The organism is Curtobacterium sp. Leaf261, from assembly GCF_001422205.1.
In the GTDB taxonomy this organism is placed as follows: domain Bacteria; phylum Actinomycetota; class Actinomycetes; order Actinomycetales; family Microbacteriaceae; genus Curtobacterium.
Map to the genome: position 1 here is coordinate 1 of NZ_LMMJ01000013.1, position 17,121 is coordinate 17,121.

General features: G+C 67.9%; 11 protein-coding genes. 8 read left to right on the forward strand and 3 right to left on the reverse strand.

The window, feature by feature from the left end:
* Nucleotides 1-198: 198 nt before the first annotated feature.
* The 7 genes from ASF23_RS16510 to dnaB all read left to right on the forward strand — a co-directional run bounded on the left by ASF23_RS16510 (nucleotide 199) and on the right by dnaB (nucleotide 11,310).
* A complete protein-coding gene (locus ASF23_RS16510) occupies nucleotides 199-501 on the forward strand; it encodes a hypothetical protein (protein WP_055956272.1) in 303 nt (100 codons plus the stop codon).
* Nucleotides 501-2,096, forward strand: coding sequence for a hypothetical protein (locus ASF23_RS16515; RefSeq protein ID WP_055956275.1), 1,596 nt, complete (start codon nucleotides 501-503; stop codon nucleotides 2,094-2,096). Before ASF23_RS16510 ends, ASF23_RS16515 begins: the two co-directional genes overlap by 1 nt.
* Before the next feature lie 136 nt (nucleotides 2,097-2,232).
* Entirely contained in the window at nucleotides 2,233-2,892 is a 660-nt protein-coding gene (locus tag ASF23_RS16520; RefSeq protein ID WP_055956278.1) for a hypothetical protein, read from the forward strand.
* Nucleotides 2,889-3,569, forward strand: a complete 681-nt coding sequence (locus ASF23_RS16525; RefSeq protein WP_055956281.1) for a hypothetical protein — start codon at nucleotides 2,889-2,891, stop codon at nucleotides 3,567-3,569. The genes ASF23_RS16520 and ASF23_RS16525 overlap by 4 nt, the downstream gene beginning before the upstream one ends.
* Nucleotides 3,566-4,705, forward strand: coding sequence for a hypothetical protein (locus ASF23_RS16530; protein ID WP_055956284.1), 1,140 nt, complete (start codon nucleotides 3,566-3,568; stop codon nucleotides 4,703-4,705). The genes ASF23_RS16525 and ASF23_RS16530 overlap by 4 nt, the downstream gene beginning before the upstream one ends.
* Nucleotides 4,705-9,273 (forward strand): FtsK/SpoIIIE domain-containing protein, encoded by a 4,569-nt coding sequence (locus tag ASF23_RS16535; RefSeq protein ID WP_055956289.1) that lies wholly within the window; start codon nucleotides 4,705-4,707, stop codon nucleotides 9,271-9,273. Before ASF23_RS16530 ends, ASF23_RS16535 begins: the two co-directional genes overlap by 1 nt.
* Nucleotides 9,274-9,942: 669 nt before the next feature.
* The gene (gene dnaB / locus ASF23_RS16540; RefSeq protein WP_055956291.1) at nucleotides 9,943-11,310 is read left to right on the forward strand and encodes a replicative DNA helicase; all 1,368 of its coding nucleotides are present in this window, start codon (nucleotides 9,943-9,945) and stop codon (nucleotides 11,308-11,310) included.
* A 113-nt stretch (nucleotides 11,311-11,423) separates the two neighbouring features.
* Here the strand turns inward: dnaB and ASF23_RS19090 are convergent, their stop codons facing one another.
* The 3 genes from ASF23_RS19090 to ASF23_RS16545 form a co-directional block, all read right to left on the reverse strand.
* The gene (locus ASF23_RS19090) at nucleotides 11,424-11,930 is read right to left on the reverse strand and encodes a HEPN domain-containing protein (RefSeq protein WP_442855041.1); all 507 of its coding nucleotides are present in this window, start codon (nucleotides 11,928-11,930) and stop codon (nucleotides 11,424-11,426) included.
* Nucleotides 11,930-13,018, reverse strand: coding sequence for a DUF262 domain-containing protein (locus tag ASF23_RS18015; protein ID WP_082474278.1), 1,089 nt, complete (start codon nucleotides 13,016-13,018; stop codon nucleotides 11,930-11,932). Before ASF23_RS18015 ends, ASF23_RS19090 begins: the two co-directional genes overlap by 1 nt.
* A gap of 581 nt (nucleotides 13,019-13,599) precedes the next feature.
* On the reverse strand, nucleotides 13,600-15,090 hold the full coding sequence (locus ASF23_RS16545; protein WP_055956294.1) for an ATP-binding protein: 1,491 nt from the start codon (nucleotides 15,088-15,090) through the stop codon (nucleotides 13,600-13,602).
* Nucleotides 15,091-16,127: 1,037 nt separating this feature from the next.
* Between ASF23_RS16545 and ASF23_RS16550 the strand changes: the two genes are divergently transcribed.
* On the forward strand, nucleotides 16,128-17,078 hold the full coding sequence (locus ASF23_RS16550; RefSeq protein ID WP_055956297.1) for a GlxA family transcriptional regulator: 951 nt from the start codon (nucleotides 16,128-16,130) through the stop codon (nucleotides 17,076-17,078).
* Nucleotides 17,079-17,121 lie beyond the last annotated feature (43 nt).

A 17,121-nucleotide genomic window follows, 5' to 3' on the forward strand; every position in this document is an offset into this window, starting at 1 on the left:
GAGGGTCTGAACGGGATGAGCGATTACCTGAACAAGGCGTCCGAGGCGCTGCAGCAGACGGACTCCGAGCTGGCCAAGGCCCTCAAGTAACACCCCCCGACCGGTCCCGTCCCCGCACCGATCGGGGACGGGACCGACCGGTTCCCGGGACCTCCGGGACCACGCCGTCAGAACCCCGCAGCGAGAACAGGATCGAACATGGCGAGCACATCGCATCTCTTGATCACGGACATCCTCGTGACCGACTCCCGTGATCGCGTCGGCCGCGTGAACGACGAACTCGACCACCAGAAGTCGAGCGACGCCGAGAACCGCGGGGTGTTCGGCGAGAAGCACCTCGAGGGCACCTTCAAGAGCTTCTCCGGCGACTGGAAGCTGCACCGCGAGAAGCTGCGCAAGAACGTCGACAAGCTCCACAAGAACCTCGTGAACATGAACGACGCGTTCACCGACGTGCAGACCCAGCTCGTCGACGCGCTCAAGGTGGAGGAGCAGGGCTGATGGCGAACCGACCAGGACGCTGGGACCTCCTCGGCCACGACGCCGACCCGATCACGACGCAGCCGGACGAGGTCGCCGCACTCGCCAAGTACTACCAGGACATGGCGAACGACATCGAGACCGCCGCGGCACAGCTCCGGCCGGTCGGTGACGACGACCTGTCCGCCGGCGAGGGGGAGTCCGTCGACGCCGTCCGCGGGCGCGCGAAGGACGTCACGAAGTCGCTGACCCAGATGCACGGGCGCTACAGCTCGGCCGCCGAGGCGTTCACGGGCTTCCACACCGCCGTGGGCACCGAGGGTGACCGGAGTGGTGGGGGCACGGTCATGGCCGTGTCGTGGGCTGCACTGCAGGCGGCCGAGGAGGCCGACTCCGAGCTCTCGCGGGTGTCCGGGACCGCCGACCCGCTCCAGGCCGCCAAGGACGCGAACCGCGAGCCCACGCCCGAGGAGACCGATGACGCGAGCAAGCGCGACAACGCGATCGGTCAGCAGAAGGGTGCGCTCGGAGCCGCTCACAAGCAGCTCGAGCAGGCGATGACGATGCTGTCGGACGCCGGCAAGCAGGCGTCGTCGACGATGAAGGGCGCGTGGGACGACGGGCTGCACGACAGCGGCTGGTACAAGTTCCTGCACGGTCTCATCAAGTTCTTCACGATCATCGGGATGATCCTGGCGGTGCTGGCGTTCTTCATCCCGGGTCTCGGGCTCGCCGCGATCGTGGGGGCGATCGGCGCGGTGTTCTCCGTCATCGCCGCGGGCTTGAAGTTCGCCGTCGGTGAGGGCAGCGTCCTCGACGTGATCCTCGCCGGGATCGGACTGCTGACGCTCGGTGCGGGTTCGGCGATCACGAAGATCACGACGAACGCCATCGGCAAGGGCATCAGTGCCGGCAAGAACGCGATCCGGATCCAGGGCAACGCCAGCGTCAAGATCCAGGAGAACATCCAGAAGGGCGCGGACCAGGCCACGAAGGTCGTCAAGGACCGCATCGCCACGTTGAACCACGAGCTCAGCGGCAACACCGGGAGCATCTCGAAGCTGCAGGAGCTCCGCAAGCTCAAGATGGACCTGCCCGAGATCACCAGGGTGAACGCCGCGAAGGCCCAGTCGGCCCAGAACGAGCTCAAGCGGCTCACGACGGAGAACGCCTGGCGGAAGCTCGACTTCGAGACGAAGTTCAAGGACGACCCGAACTGGTGGAACCTGTCGAAGATCAAGACGGTCTACGGGAACGACAAGAAGCTGATCGGCGACACGTTCACGGGCGGCAAGAGCTTCAAGGACTGGGGTGAGCGGTTCGCGGGCATCGACGGCATGGCGAAGCTCGGGCGGATCAACGAGTGGTTCGGGGCCAACGGGATGGCCAAGCCGCTCGGCATGACCGGCTCCTCGAGCTGGCACTACGGCGTCGGCGCATGGGGCAGCACCTTCGGCAAGAGCACCGGCATCGCCCTGCCGATCGTGTTCCCGACGGGCATCGGCAGTGACACCTCGCGGCCGTGGACGCCGTGGGTGGACGACCACAAGGGCGCGTTCCCGGACATCCACACGCTGTGGAACCCGGACGTGAAGGGTCCCGCCGCGCACGCCTGAGGCGCCCACCGTGCCCGCCGTGTCATGCGACAGGCACTCAGGGTTCACCCGCGACGGGCACGATGGGACCGAGTGCGACCGCCACGACCGGGTCGCGCGCACCGAGCGCAGCACCCGAGCGCAACGAAGGAGCTTCATGCAGGCAGCACCGGTCCTCACCTCGGTGATCGACGTCGACCTCCCCGAGTGGCTCCTCGTGCCACCCACCGTCACGGAGGAGTGGCGTGCCGCCGTCCGTGACGTCTTCGACACGGTGACCCGCGTCGAACGGGAGCTGCCGGAGGACGGCCGCCTGTTCGAGGACGGCCTGGTCATCGACGCCGAGGCCGCCGTCGAGCAGCTCGTCCGGATGGCGGGGGACCTGGAGGCCGACGACCGGCTCGTGGCGTCCCTCGTCGTGCCGAACCGCTGGCCGCTCCCGGTCATCGTGTCCGTGGGCGCAGCCGACCCGGATGCGGACCTGCTCGACCTGGCGGGCGCGACCGGGGGCCTCCCGATCGATGCTCCGACGGTGGACGAGCTGCCACCGGAGGTGGGCGGCGAGGGGCCCGTGGTGACCCGGTTCGACCTGGCGGACGACGGCGCCGTCATGGCGACCGTGTGCTGCCTCCGGCGCGCCGACGGCGTCGACACGCGGGTGCTGTGGCGGACGAACGACCTGGCCGTCGTGCCGGTCTTCCTGCCGTCGCTCGTCGAGCTCGTCGGAGCCGTCCGGAACGACGTGCAGGCGCCCATCGACGCCGGCACGGACGCCAACGCCCGCACCGACACCGACACCGATGGAGCATCCGCATGACCCGCGTCGCCGCCCCGTTCGCGATCGTCGTGCCCCCTGGGTGGGCGCGGATCCCGGCGCGCGAGGAGGACGAGCGCGAGCGCGACGCCGTCATCGACGCGATCATCGCCGCCGGCATCCCGGACACCCTGCCCGCCGACAGTGTCGGCCCGTGGCGCCACGAGCTCCGCAAGCGCCTCACCGGCATGGTCGCCGACGCCGGGGAGAGCGGTGCGACCGCGTGTTACATCCCGACGCAGTCCGTCGACGGCTTCACGCCCGCGGCGTCGATCGTCGAGACCGAGGTGGAGGACGAGACCGAGGAGTCCGCCACCGACGTCGTCACGCAGATCCTGCTCGACGCCGGGCAGCTGCAGGACGGGATCCGCGAGGTCGACGGTGCGATCGCCGCGCGGACCGACACGACGATCCGCCGCGTGCGGGTGATGGACGACCTGCCCGACCTCGACGACCGCCAGGTGGTCTACACGGTGTCGGTCCCGCACCGGCCCGGCACCTGGGTGATGCTGTCGTTCTCGGCCGTGAGCGCACCCGAGGCCGACCCCCGGCTGACCGACGCGCTCGTGATGCTCTTCGACGCGATCATGAGCACCTTCCGGTTCGTCGAGGTGCCGGACACCGAACCCTCCGACGTCGAGCGCCGCGTGGGCGAGCTGCTCGACGGTGCGGACCGGTGATCACCGCCTCCGAGTGGTCGGCCATCGAGCCGCTCGACCACCTCGCGGCCACGATCGCCGCGATCCTGTTCGTCGGTGCCGTGGCGTTCACCGTGCCCGTGTTCGTCGGCCGCCGTCGCGGGCAGGCGCCGGACGCCGTCCGCTGGGCCGACGGCAGCCGGCGCGAGGACGCGGCCGCCTGGGGTGTCGACCGTGTCCTCCGCGCGGCCAGGACCTCGTGCGTGCAGGCGGGCTTCGTGTTCCCCGGCATCGTGCGCTGCACGGTCGGCGTCACGATCGACCTCGACCTCGCCGCCCCGACGATCGGACCACCGGCGCCGTGGACGACCACCCCGGACGGCCGGGTGTGGTCGACCTCGATGGCGAGCCTGCAGGCGATCGGCCTCGACGACACCCGCGGCGAGGACTTCGCGGTCGTCGTCGCGCTCGGCACGACGGTGGGTGCGGGCCAGCCGGCGGATGCAGGAGCGTCTGCCGCCGCGGGCGTGACCGCAGGCGCGACCGCAGGCGCGACCGTGCTCGCCGACCTGCGGCGGGCCGGCGGCCCGATCCAGCTCACCGGCGACGCCGACGCGGTGCGTGCGGTCGCCCGGCGCATCGTCGACCAGCTGCACACCGACCCGTGGTCGATGACGACGCCCGTGCTCTCCGTCGGCCTCCGCTCCGGCGACCTCGGCACGACGGCACCGGTCTCCCTGGCGGACGGGATCGCAGCGGTCCGCGAGAACAGCTCCCCCGGGTTGCTCGTGCTCGCGAGCGCACCCCGCGGGGCGAACGCCACCGCGCTGTCCGCCGCCCTCGCGCTCCCCGGCAACCGCTGGGCCGTGATCGTCCTCGGCCGGGTCCGCCACGGCCGGTGGTCCTTCGACGTCTCCCGCGACGGCACCATGTCGAGCCCCGAGTTCGGCGACCTGCGGTGGGCCGACATCGCACTCTCGGCGCCGATCGACACCCGCGAACCCGACGAGGCGGACGAACCGCCTGCCGGACGCGACGTGCGCGCACGACGCGCTCCGGGCCTCCCGGCCGCGTATCCGGACCAGCGCGGCCGCTCCGACCAGCGTCCCCGCCGCGACCAGCGGCCCCGTCCCGACCAGCGCGGCCGCCGCGACCGGACCGACCGGACGTCCGCCTGATGCGCGTCGTCGTGACGGTCGTCGACGACGTCCGCGACGAGTCGCTCGACGTCCTCATCGACGCGCCGGGCAGCACGCCCATGCGCGCGATCGTCGACATGCTCGCCCGCCGCTACGGCTCGTCGATCCTGCCGGACGGCGCCGCGGACGCGGACACCACGTTCCGCCAGAGCGGCCTCGTCGACGGAGCCGTGTTGCACATCGGCTCCGCACCGGTGGTCGCGCCGGAGAACGGCGTGGTCGCGTTCCGGTGCGTCGGTGGCGTCGGCGCCGGCCGGGTCGACCGCCTGCTCCCCGGGACCGTGCCGATCGGGCTCGACCTGACCGGTGCCCCGGTCATCGGGACCGCCCAGACCGACGCGGTGCTCGTCCTGGAGGCACGGGTCGGCTTCGACGCGTCGGTGATGGTCCGGAGCATGGTCGCGGACGAGCCGGAGCCGCTGCCGGACGGCCCACCGGGGGCCGTCGAGCCGCTGCTCTCACCGGGGGCTGCCGCGGGTCGCGGCGTCTCGGGTGCCGACGTCGTCGCGGGCAGCGGTGCCACGCTCGACGACGAGCCGATCACCGGTGACTGGACCCCGTGGCGTCCCGAGGCGGTCCTCCGCGTCGGCGACACGCTCCTCACCGCGGCACCCGTCGGCGTCGACGACACCGTGCTGCTCCGCCCGCCGGACTCCGGGCTCCTCGACTACAACCGGCCGCCCCGACTCCTGCCGCCGATCCTGCCGACGGCGTTCAAGATCCCCCGGAAGCCGATCCCGCCGCAGCCCTCGGCCATCCCGTGGATCATGGTGTTCGTCCCGGCGATCTTCGGCATCGCGATGGCCGCGATCTTCCGGCAGCCCTTCTACCTGATGTTCGCGCTGATGTCGCCGATCATGGTGCTCGGGCAGACCATCACCTCGCGGAAGGGCGGCAAGAAGAGCCACCGGAGGCTCACCGCCGAGCACGCCGAGCGCGTGAAGCTCATCGAGGCCGCCGTGTCCGCGGCCGTGCTCGCCGAACGCGATCGTCGCCGCGACGTCGCCGCGGACGCCGGTGCCCTGCGCATCGCCGCGAAGCGACCGACCCGCCGCCTGTGGGAGCGCCGCCCGACGGACCGTGACCACCTGGACGTCCGGATCGGCGTCGCGGACCTCCGCTCCGAGGTCACGGTGTCCGACGACCGCGACCAGGACCGTCTCGACGAGGCCGTCCGCTGGACGAGGACCGTCCCCGTGACGGTGCCGCTCGGTGAGTTCGGCGTCGTCGGCGTCGCCGGCCCCGGAGGGTGGCCCCGCGAGCTCGGCAAGTGGATGGTCGGCCAGCTCGCCGTCACCCAGAGCCCCCGCGAGCTCCAGATCGTCGTGCTGACCTCGCCGACCGCGATCGACGACTGGGCGTGGCTGAACTGGCTCCCGCACATCCGGCCCGCCGGCGGTCAGGACGCACTGAGCCTGATCGGCGCGGACTCCGAGACGATCGGCCGCCGGCTCGCCGAGCTGACGCAGATCCTCGGCGACCGTCGCACCGAGGCCGACAAGAGCGGCATGCGCACGCCCCGCTTCAGCCCGGACATCGTCGTCGTGCTCGACGGCGCCCGCCGGCTCCGCGCGATGCCCGGCGTCGTGGGGCTCCTCCGCGACGGCCCGGCGCACGGCATCCGCGTCGTGTGTCTCGACGAAGAGGAGTGGCAGCTCCCCGAGGAGTGCGCCGCCGCCGTGCTGTACCGCTCCGACGAGCAGCTCGTGCTCCGCCGGCAGCACATGATCGACATCGACGAGGTCCTGACCGACCGGGTCGACCCCGAGTGGTACCCCGACGTCGCCCGCGCGCTCTCCCCGCTCCGCGACACGAGCGGCTCGGACGGCCAGGGCGCCGTCCCCGACTCGGCGCAGCTGCTGCAGGTCCTCGGCCTCGAGGCGCCGTCCGGTGACGCCATCGTCGAGCGCTGGCGAGCGAGTGGCGCGTCCACCGAGGCCGTCATCGGCGTCGGGATCGACGGCGCGTTCGCGCTCGACCTGGTCCGCGACGGCCCGCACGGCCTCATCGCCGGGACGACCGGGTCGGGCAAGTCCGAGTTCCTGCAGACGCTCGTCGCGTCCCTCGCCGTCGCGAACCGCCCGGACGCCATGACGTTCGTGCTCATCGACTACAAGGGCGGGGCGGCGTTCAGCGTCTGCTCCGACCTGCCGCACACCGTGGGGCTCGTCACCGACCTCGACCAGCACCTCGTCGAGCGGGCACTCCGGTCACTCCGAGCCGAGCTCACCCGGCGCGAGCACGTCCTGGCGCTGAGCGGAGCGAAGGACATCGAGGACCACGAGCGGCATCTGCGCCGCGGCGGTGTCGGCGAACAGCTGCCCCGCCTGGTGCTCGTGATCGACGAGTTCGCGGCGATGGCGAAGGAGCTCCCGGACTTCATGGCGGGGCTCATCGGCATCGCCCAGCGCGGTCGCTCGCTCGGCGTGCACCTCATCATGGCGACGCAGCGTCCGTCCGGTGTGGTCTCCCCGGAGATCCGCGCGAACACGAACCTGCGCGTGGCGCTCCGCATGACCGACACGTCCGAGAGCTCCGACGTCATCGACATCGGCGACGCCGCCCGGATCCCGAAGAGCGTCCCCGGTCGCGCCTACGCCAGGCTCGGCCACGCGTCCGTCGTGCCGTTCCAGTCCGCCCGCGTCGGCGGTCGCTGGAAGGACGGCGACGACACCGCGACGGTCCGGCCGTTCGTCCGGGCGCTCGACTGGCGGGAGTTCGCCACGAGTGTGCCGGAGCGCCCACGGAGCGAGGACGACGGGTCCGCCGCGACCGACCTGTCCGTGCTCGTCGGTGCGCTCGCCGCAGCGAACACCACGCTCGGCCTCGGGCAGCAGTACCGGCCGTGGCTCCCGCCGCTCCCCGGGCTCCTGGTGCTCGACGACGCCCAGGTCGCGAGCTCCCCGCTCGAGGCCGCCGACGCCGACAGCACCGGCGACGGGGTCCGCCTGTCGTTCACCTGGGCCCGCGAGGACCTGCCCGACCGGCAGGAGCAGCGTCCGGCCATGATCGACCTGGACCGCTTCGCGCACCTGTACATCGTCGGCGCCCCCGGTTCCGGCCGTTCGCAGGCACTCCGCACCATCGCCGCGTCGGCCGCCGCCGCCACGTCGAGCTCCGACCTGCACCTGTACGGCATCGACTGCGGCAACGGCGCGCTCGCCGCCATCGCCGCACTCCCGCACTGCGGCGCCGTCGTGCAGCGGACGCAGACCGACCGCGCCTCGCGGCTCATCGAGCGGCTGTCGACGGAGATGCAGCGTCGTCACGACGTCATCGCCGCCGCGAACGCCGCGAACATCACCGAGCAGCGACTCCGGGCCGAGCCGGGCGACCGTCTGCCGCACCTGCTCGTGCTCGTCGACCGCTGGGAGAACTTCGCCTCCACCCTCGGCGAGGTCGACGGTGGTGCCCTCACGGACCGGCTGCAGGCGATGCTCCGCGACGGCGCATCGGCCGGCGTGCACGTCGTCATCGCGGGGGACCGGTCGCTCCTGACGAGCCGGATGAGCGTCCTGACCGACGACAAGGTGATGCTCCGCCTGACGGACCGCCTCGACTACTCCCTGGGTGGCGTGAACCACCGGTCGCTCCCGAACGAGATCCCGGCCGGCCGCGGATTCCGCTCGGACAGCGGGATGGAGCTGCAGATCGCGACGCTGTCCCACGACACGAGCGGCCAGGGGCAGTCCCGCGCGATCACGACCCTCGGCGATCGGCTGCACACCGACGAGGCCGCCGCGATCGCCGCCGGGGGACCCGCCCGTATACGGCCGTTCCGCATCGATGCGCTCCCGAAGGACCTGGACCTGGACTCCGCGTTCGAGCTCGACGGTGCGCCGGCGCCGAAGCCGATGTGGATGGTGATGGGCGTCGGCGGCGACGAGGCCGAGCTCCGCGGGTTCTCGTTCGCCGACGAGGGCCCCACCTTCATCGTCGCCGGCCCGTCCAGGAGTGGTCGGAGCGGGATGCTCGCCGCCATGGCCAGGTCGCTCCTGGCCGGTGGGACCGAGCTCGTCATCGCCGCACCCCGGCCGAGCCCGCTCCGGCAGCTCGCCGGGCTCCCCGGGGTCCGTGCGGTGTTCACCGGGGACGACCTGGCGGAGGACGAGCTCCGCGCCGTGCTCGACCCGGACGACGACGACGTGGTGTTCGTCGTCGACGACGGCGAGCTCCTCATCGACGCCTCGGCGAAGCCCTGGCTGCGGAACTACGTCAGGTCGGCGGCGGACCACCGGCGGGGGCTGCTCCTCGGCGGGAACACGACCGGACTCGCGGCCGGGTTCGGCGGCTGGCAGGTCGACGCCAAGAAGAACCGGATGGGTGCGCTGCTCAGCCCGCCGGACACGCTGGCCGGTGACCTGATCGGGGTCCGGATCGCCCGGTCGTCGATCACGGCGCAGGTCGTTCCGGGGCGGGCGCTCGTGCACCTCGGGACGGGGTTGTCGTCGATCGTGCAGGTGCCGATCGTGCACCCGACGACCAAGCTCGGGGGATCGATCGTGGTCGAGAGCAACACGCCTGGGCCGGTCCTCGCGGACGACTGACCGGTGGTCGGTCGTCGACGTCGGTTCGGCGGTCGTGGACGTCGGTCGGGTGGTTGCCGACGTCTGTCGGACGGTTGCCGACGTCGGTCGGACGGTTGCCGACGTCGGTCGGGCGGTTGCCGACGTCGGTTCGGCTCGCGCGGTGCGGAGCCGGCCATCCGGCGGACTGGAGGGTCGGGGTACGGCCGATCCGTGCCTCCCGTCCGGTGGTCCGGGGCGTCACCCGCGGTGCCATCGCAGGTTGGGGGACAACGCTCGAACGCGTGTTCGATTCCCTGGGAGTCAGCCGTGACGCTGTCCCCAGGCGGCCCGTTTGTCAAGTCCTTCTCCACACCTGAGACGTCAAGTCGGGAACCTTCGACCAACACTCTAAACAAAGTTGTCCACACAGGGTGTGAACCAGGAAAACCCTGTTCAGAGTGGGTTGTGATGGTGTTCTGAGTCGAGTTTCCACAGGTCTGTCCACAGTTGTCCACATCACTTTCCGGCGTGTTGTCCGTGTCCTCCACAGAGTTATCCACAGGCACGATTGCTGGGGATAACTTGTCCCTCGTACGGTGTGGAAGCGACTCGGGGGAAGGGTTGTCGGGGGGTTCCCGTAGACCTGTGGTGCAGCCGGAGCGGGTGCAGCAACGACCGGCCGTCCGGCCCTGAGCAAGAGGAGCGTTCGTGTCGATCGCACATCTGGGTTCGTCCCAGGAGATGGCCGAGCGGGGCAACGGCATGGAGCGCACGCCGCCCCACGACCTGCTCGCCGAGCAGTCGTCGATCGGCGGGATGCTGCTCTCCAAGGACGCCGTCGCGGACGTCATCGAGACCGCCCGGGGGATCGACTACTACATCCCCAAGCACGAGGTGATCTTCGACGCGATCCTCTCGCTCTACAGCCACGGTGAGCCGACCGACGTCATCGCGGTCACCGACGAGCTCACGAAGACGGCGCTGTTGTCGCGGGCCGGGGGAGCCGAGTACCTGCACAGCCTGACGTCGCTCGTGCCGACCGCCGCGAACGCCGGGTACTACGCCGCGATCGTCGCCGAGAAGGCCGTGCTCCGCCGTCTGGTGGAGGCCGGGACGCGCATCGTGCAGATGGGCTACGCGTCGGAGGGCGAGGTCACGGACCTCGTCAACAACGCGCAGGCCGAGGTCTACAACGTCGCCGGGGGAGTCCAGACCGAGGACTACGTGCCCCTGACCGAGGCGATCGGCACCGCGATCGACGAGATCGAGGCCGCCAAGGGCCGCGACGGCTCGATGACCGGCGTCCCGACCGGGTTCGCCGGCCTCGACGCCCTGACGAACGGGTTCCACCCCGGGCAGCTCATCATCGTCGCCGCACGACCCGCGCTCGGCAAGTCGACCTTGGCGCTCGACCTCGCCCGCGCCGCGGCGATCAAGCACAACCAGACCGCCGCGTTCTTCTCGCTCGAGATGGGGCGGAGCGAGATCGCGATGCGACTGCTCTCCGCCGAGTCGAGCGTCGCGCTGCAGAGCATGCGCAAGGGGACCGTCGACCAGCGCGACTGGACCACCATCGCGCAGACCCGTGGGCGGATCAACGACGCCCCGTTCTTCATCGACGACTCCCCGAACATGACCCTCGTCGAGATCCGGGCGAAGTGCCGCCGCCTCAAGCAGCAGCACGACCTGAAGCTCGTGGTCATCGACTACCTGCAGCTGATGACCTCGGGCAAGCGCGTGGAGTCCCGCCAGCAAGAGGTGTCGGAGTTCTCGCGTGCGCTGAAGCTCATGGCGAAGGAGCTCCAGGTGCCCGTGATCGCGCTGTCACAGCTGAACCGTGGGCCGGAGCAGCGGGCGGACAAGAAGCCCGCGATCTCGGACCTCCGTGAGTCCGGGTCGATCGAGCAGGACGCGGACATGGTGATCCTGCTGCACCGTGAGAGCGCCTACGAGAAGGACAACCCACGGCAGGGGGAGGCGGACTTCATCGTGGCGAAGCACCGCAACGGGCCGACGGACACCATCACCGTGGCGTTCCACGGGATGTTCTCGCGGTTCGTGGACATGCCGCAGTAGGGGTTGTCACCTGTGATCGTTGTGAAGTGGTAGGCAAGTTGTCGTTTGGATCGGTGAGTTGTCGCGTTGGCTGGCACCCGACCTTCACGGGTAGTTGGCAGTACCGTTCTCAATTAATGCGGATTGAGGTGGCCCACCCACCAATCGCTGACTTCTTCGAGTGCCCCACAGAGTCTGAGTGCCTGATCTCTGCTGGCGCCTTCGTTTTCTCCGTGGGCGATACGGTTCCGCTTGTCGACCGCGCTGGCAAGTTCGCGATGTAGTCGTTCATCATCGGCGTCCATGAACGACGCAAAAGCAGTGGCCCAAGCAGGATTGAAGCGCTCGAGATGTTCTACTAACGAGGTCCGCTTCGGGTTCTTAGATCTATCCAACCAGCTGAGCCCAAAAGCTCCAGCCGGTCCGCCGCTTTTGCGTTCGAGGTATCCACGAGAGCATGCACGGACGACTTGCTCGAGGTGGCCACAAGCGCGGACTACGAGTAGACGACTCAGCCAGCTAACTACCTCAAACGGAAGCTTCTTCCCGCTCTCGTCAACGGGATTCTCGACGATTTCCCGCAACGCCTGGAGCTTCTGTGCTGACGACGTCACCTCAAAAGGGGGCCACGAAGTGGGCATTAGTCAGATTTCCCAAATGCTTCTCGCGACTTGCTGACTCGGGTTTTTACGCTTTCGAGATCCGCGGTAGCGCGGGTGATGGCACTTGCCATACCTCGGTCGTTCAGAAGCGCCGTAACGGCATCCCGAACATCGTCAAGCTCAATGGTTGTACGCTCCAGCCGCGCCATAAGGCCGATGAACAGAGCTTCAGTCCAGGCTGCGTTGACAGCAGTGCCACCAGGGCGAAGCACTTCGAGTCCGCCGGCTTCGAAGAGTAAGCCAGCGGCCGCCCGGAATCGATTTCCGAGCGCGGTGGTGTCGATGCTTTGTAGCTCACGATGACCATCAACAAAGTCATTAAGATACTTTTTCAGCGGACGCTTGTAGGTTTCGAAACCAATATACAAGGCGAGGATTCGGAGGACGAGCTCCTGGTCCCGGAGATGGCGGGGTGCCGGGCCGTAGAGGTTGCGCCATTCACTGGTGCTTGAGAGGCCAGTGAGCCATTCGATGAATGGGCCGGCGTATAGTGCGACGCGAATCTCGTGTGGCGTCAGTTGCGTTCCACCGGCGTTCAATCGTTCAAACACTTGATAGATGGCATCGAAAGAATTTTGGGCGGGTGTCGTTTGGACAACCGTTGCTTGAATGAAAGTGTTGTCTATCTGGCGTCTCTGCTCCACGCTGAGCGTTTTGTAGGTCAACCCAACAAACCGATCTCCTACGTTTTTCAATGCAAACTCGCGCTTGAACACAAGTCCTTCGTAGAAAGCTCTGAGGGTCCGCAGTCGCTGTTGCCCGTCGAGTACGAGGTATCGCTTATCTTCCTGCTTTACGAGGAAGATACCCGGGATGGGGTAACCTAGCAAAAGGCTCTCAATAAATCGATCCATCTGACTTTTCAGCCAGACAAGAGGGCGCTGGAAGCGTGCGGTCTCGATGGGAGGATCGTCGAGGTCTTCACCGAACGTCGGGATAACGATGTCGCCGCGCTGTTGTCGGCGCACGAGACCCTCGACATCGAAGTCGGTCGTGCTGTACGACACCGCTACCGGATCTGGGTCCGGAATCAACTGTTCGGAGAGGTCATCGTCGTCGTCAGTCATGATCTGAGCCTAGGCCTGCCGTTGGCAGCCGCAGCAGTCTGGGCCCCCGCGGTGCGTCGCTGCAACCCGCACAGCCGGTTAGTATCCTGCCAGTATCGACGATGGGACAGCTGCGTCGTCTGTGGTGGGGCGGTCCGGCCCCGACTGATCGGCTCTCACGACTGCGGCTGCATCGGCGTCGAGCGCGTACCAAGCGAGCTCGTGATCTGGCTCGGCGACGTATGCGAAGGTTCCGCTCGCTAGGTTGCTAGGTCGCTTGCGCGCGGCCGAGCGGTCACGCGAGCTGAACGCTGTAAGGAAGAAACACCTCGCGGGATCAATGGCTTGCGCCGTCGCCCAATCGGGGAGCTTGCCGCGTCGCGGTTCGTTGATCTCGCCGTCTGTGTTGACGTCGGCGTCCTCGACTACGACCTTGTCTTCATGATCCGCGACGGCACAGGCCGCTCATACGGCTTCGATGAGCGCAGCTATGGCCCGGTGTCGTGCGCAGACCTACTTGTCCTTGTGTTATGGCCAGGCAAACACGAGAGAGCCAGTCTGGCCTGCACCGGCGGCCTGGGGCCCCTAGGCGCTGATGGCAGTCAAGCAATCGGCGCTGTCGCCTGCTTCGCCCAATAGGGCACATAGGACCGGGCCTTGTTCCCCACGGAGTCATCGAACAGAACGATCTGACCGTCGCTGATAGCATCCCCGAGCAGGCGTGACACCTGTGCGGTGCTCCGAGCAGGGATCCCGAATCTCGCTCGGAGCGAGGCGTTCGTCAGTCGCTGGTATCGGGTGTATTGCAGGCATGCATGAAAGTAGACAGCGCGGACGCGGTCGGCCTTATCCATCGTGGTCAGATTCCGTGGGCCGAAAATGATCACGCGTGTCGAGAGCTCTTCGACTTCGATCTTGGGCGAGGGGAGACCAGCAACTTCGGTTTCGTTCGCGATCTTGTCCCAGCCGGTACCGGACTCTTCGCAGAGATTCATCTGTCTCATAAGGGAGGCCAGAGCTTCATTGCGGGAGATTGGCGGAGAGTTGATGAGTCGGTCTGCATCAAGCAGTGGTGTTCCAGGATTTGTAAACTCGAGTCTGTCAGAAAAAACTTCAACCAGTGGGCCAGCGCCTGTCACCAGGAAGCTTTGGTGGATGAGAGCGTTCCCGATGATTTCGCGCAGTAAGAGGTCGCTATACACAACCTCCTCGACACGTTCCCCGTCGACGTATTTTTCCCGCGCTGGGAGTAATGCCTTGAGCCAGGAGAGCAGGCCACCGAAGCCAACGGCGTACCCGTGAACGCCATCTTGACGACGCAGAGACTCAAGCCGATCGACGCCCTCGTACTGTACGACGCGAACTGCTTTACGCTTCACGGACGGAAAGTCACCGAGGTCTTTAGCGAAAAGCAGTGCGCCGAGGTTTGTTATTTGCCATTTCTCGTCGTCTCGCTTGCGAGCAAGGCCAAGAACAGTGGCATGCTCAAGGATCGCCTCGTCGGTACCAGGAGTGGGGTTTCGCGAACGCTTATAGTACGTTTCGAGGTCGAGAAGTTGGAGAACCTCCGCTGAGGAAACGCCGTCGAGAGCAACGCCTGTCTCGAAAGATTCGCTTCGAAGAATGTCCCACAGGTTCCCCTCCATGTCCGGGTAGTTTTTCAACTCCGTCAGACTGGAATCGATGCGGACCCATTGAATTCCGTCGAACGCCACAGGGCGGTACCGTGCCGCATCAACGATAAGGATCACCATCGGTTTGCCCTCGTAGGTTGTCTGCGCGAACTCGAAGCCCGCTTCGCCCTTTAGGCTCCTCGTGAGTGAGAAGGTCAGGTCTTGGCCACCAACCCGGGTGCGACTAGGATTGAATGTCGTCCCAACGACCTCTTGGGTGCCGTCCTCGACTCCCCACACGAGGTAAGCGGCCGGTCGGTTCGCGAGGGCGGCGACGTTGGCGAGCGCTGAGATGTAGCGACCGATGCGAGCCGGGTCCGCGTTATTGTGCTTGAACTCGATCCACTCGTTCTCCCGCGGGACGCTAATGAGGTGATCGATCAGCTCACGAAGCTCCTCGTCGGTGTACTGCTGGACCATGTTCCCGCCATTCGATGGCACTGCCGCGAGGCCGTGCGAGTCCTAGTCAAACAAGAGATCCCTGAGCTGACTGCGATCGAGCCTCGGATCGGCGGGCTGAGCAACTGTCAGTCAAACAACCGGCGACCGCGATCTTACTTGGTCGAACGTGCGCTTCAGCGACTGTCACCGTGTTCTCGCGCGACGGGCAGCTGGCGGTGTAGACAGGGGTCGAGGTCAACCGAATCAGCTACTCCGGGGGCGGTGCGGTGACCGCAGAGAGCCGATGGGCCTCTATCCTCCGCTCGGAGGGGAGCGCGTCCCAGAGCCGTAAGTACAGGGGTAGGAACGGAACTGTCACCCGCCACCGCCTCGACAGCGTCCCTCGAACAGGTACGCCGAGCCCTGCAGATCCTGCGCGACCGTCGCCATGTTCGGCGTCATCGCCTACCTTCTGATAATTGCTCGTCGACACCGTCGTCGGTGGCCGAGTTTGTCTGCTCCGGTGTCGCCGGAACTAACGACCGCATCGGAGTTGTTCGGGGTCTGCCCCACGACGCACGCGATGTGCGGGATGGTGTCTCTTCCGGGAGGGCCGTCGAGGGCGTCCCGATTGCTCCACACGACTTCAGATCAAACGCGCCGCGTCGCCGTCGGCTTCTGCCGGGCGGATTGCAGTACTCCCGTGTTCATGCGGATCATGGATTACCCGCGCAACCGAGCCACCATTGCTTCCGTCATCTTGGTGGGGCGGTGGGCAGCGCCGGCCCGCTGCACTCTGCACTCTGCACTCTGCACTCTGCGACGGTTCATCGACCCTTCATAAGCGGCGCTGCGCGTCAGCCAGAGCTCTTCGCGCTGAACGAAGCGAGCCTTCCGCCGCTGACGCGGCGCTCCGCACCAGCAGGTACCGACGGGGGGCGCCGCGATCACCTGTTGGACTGGAGGTACGTGGAGACCTGGTGGACTGGAGGTACGTGGAGACCTGGCATCGTGCCTCCAGTCCGGCATTCTCGATCGAGCGATACTCGGATGACGCATCGGCTACCGTCCCACCCATGACCACCCGCCCGCACCGCGTCGCCGTCCTCGTCCTCGCCGGCGCAAAGCCCCTCGACGTCGGCATCCCCGCGCAGGTCTTCTCGAACCGCCCGAGCATGCCCTACGAGGTCCGGGTGTGCGGCCCCAGAGCCGGCACGGTCCGCGGCGGCGACGGTCTTGCGTACGCGGTGGGACGCGGCCTCGAGGCGATCGACTGGGCGGAGACGATCTTCGTCCCTGGCTACCGGTTCCCGGCGGACACGCCACCCCCGAAGAACGTGGTCGCAGCGCTTCGAGCAGCCCACGACGCCGGCAAGCGCATCGCCGCGATCTCCACCGGTGCCTTCGCCCTCGCAGCGGCCGGGCTGCTCGACGGCCGCCGGGCGACGACGCACTGGCACTACACGCGGGTCCTCCGCGACCGATACCCGGACATCGACGTCGACGAGGACGTCCTCTTCGTCGACGAAGGGACGGTCCTCACGAGCGCAGGGGCCGCGAGCGGCATCGACCTCTGCCTGCACATCGTGCGGAGCGACCACGGGGTCGCCCTCGCGAACCACGTCGCCCGACGCCTGGTGAGCGCCCCGCACCGCAGCGGGGGACAGGCGCAGTACATCGAGCGGAGCGTGCCGGAACCCACGGACGACACCTTCGCCACGACGAGGGAGTGGGCACTCCGGCACCTCGGGGACGTCCTCACGGTCGACGAGCTCGCCGCGCACGCCAACGTCTCCGCCCGGACGTTCTCCCGCCGCTTCCGCGAGAGCACCGGCTACTCGCCGATGCAGTGGGTCCTGCGGGCACGGGTCGACCTCGCCCGCGAGCTGCTCGAGCAGTCCGACCTCGCGATCGACCAGGTGGCGGCCCGCGTCGGACTCGGCACCGACGCGAACCTTCGCACGCACTTCCGCCGGATCCTCGGCACGTCACCGACCGCCTACCGGAACACGTTCCAGCACGGTTAGTCTGTGACCATCGGGGATGAGGCGTCGGAACGCCCCCGTGCCG

Coding starts and splice junctions, on each gene's coding strand:
- ASF23_RS16510 (WP_055956272.1), top strand. CDS start 199: ATGGCGAGCACATCGCATCTCTTGATCACGGACATCCTCGTGACCGAC.
- ASF23_RS16515 (WP_055956275.1), top strand. CDS start 501: ATGGCGAACCGACCAGGACGCTGGGACCTCCTCGGCCACGACGCCGAC.
- ASF23_RS16520 (WP_055956278.1), top strand. CDS start 2,233: ATGCAGGCAGCACCGGTCCTCACCTCGGTGATCGACGTCGACCTCCCC.
- ASF23_RS16525 (WP_055956281.1), top strand. CDS start 2,889: ATGACCCGCGTCGCCGCCCCGTTCGCGATCGTCGTGCCCCCTGGGTGG.
- ASF23_RS16535 (WP_055956289.1), top strand. CDS start 4,705: ATGCGCGTCGTCGTGACGGTCGTCGACGACGTCCGCGACGAGTCGCTC.
- ASF23_RS19090 (WP_442855041.1), bottom strand. CDS start 11,930: ATGCCCACTTCGTGGCCCCCTTTTGAGGTGACGTCGTCAGCACAGAAG.
- ASF23_RS18015 (WP_082474278.1), bottom strand. CDS start 13,018: ATGACTGACGACGACGATGACCTCTCCGAACAGTTGATTCCGGACCCA.
- ASF23_RS16545 (WP_055956294.1), bottom strand. CDS start 15,090: ATGGTCCAGCAGTACACCGACGAGGAGCTTCGTGAGCTGATCGATCAC.
- ASF23_RS16550 (WP_055956297.1), top strand. CDS start 16,128: ATGACCACCCGCCCGCACCGCGTCGCCGTCCTCGTCCTCGCCGGCGCA.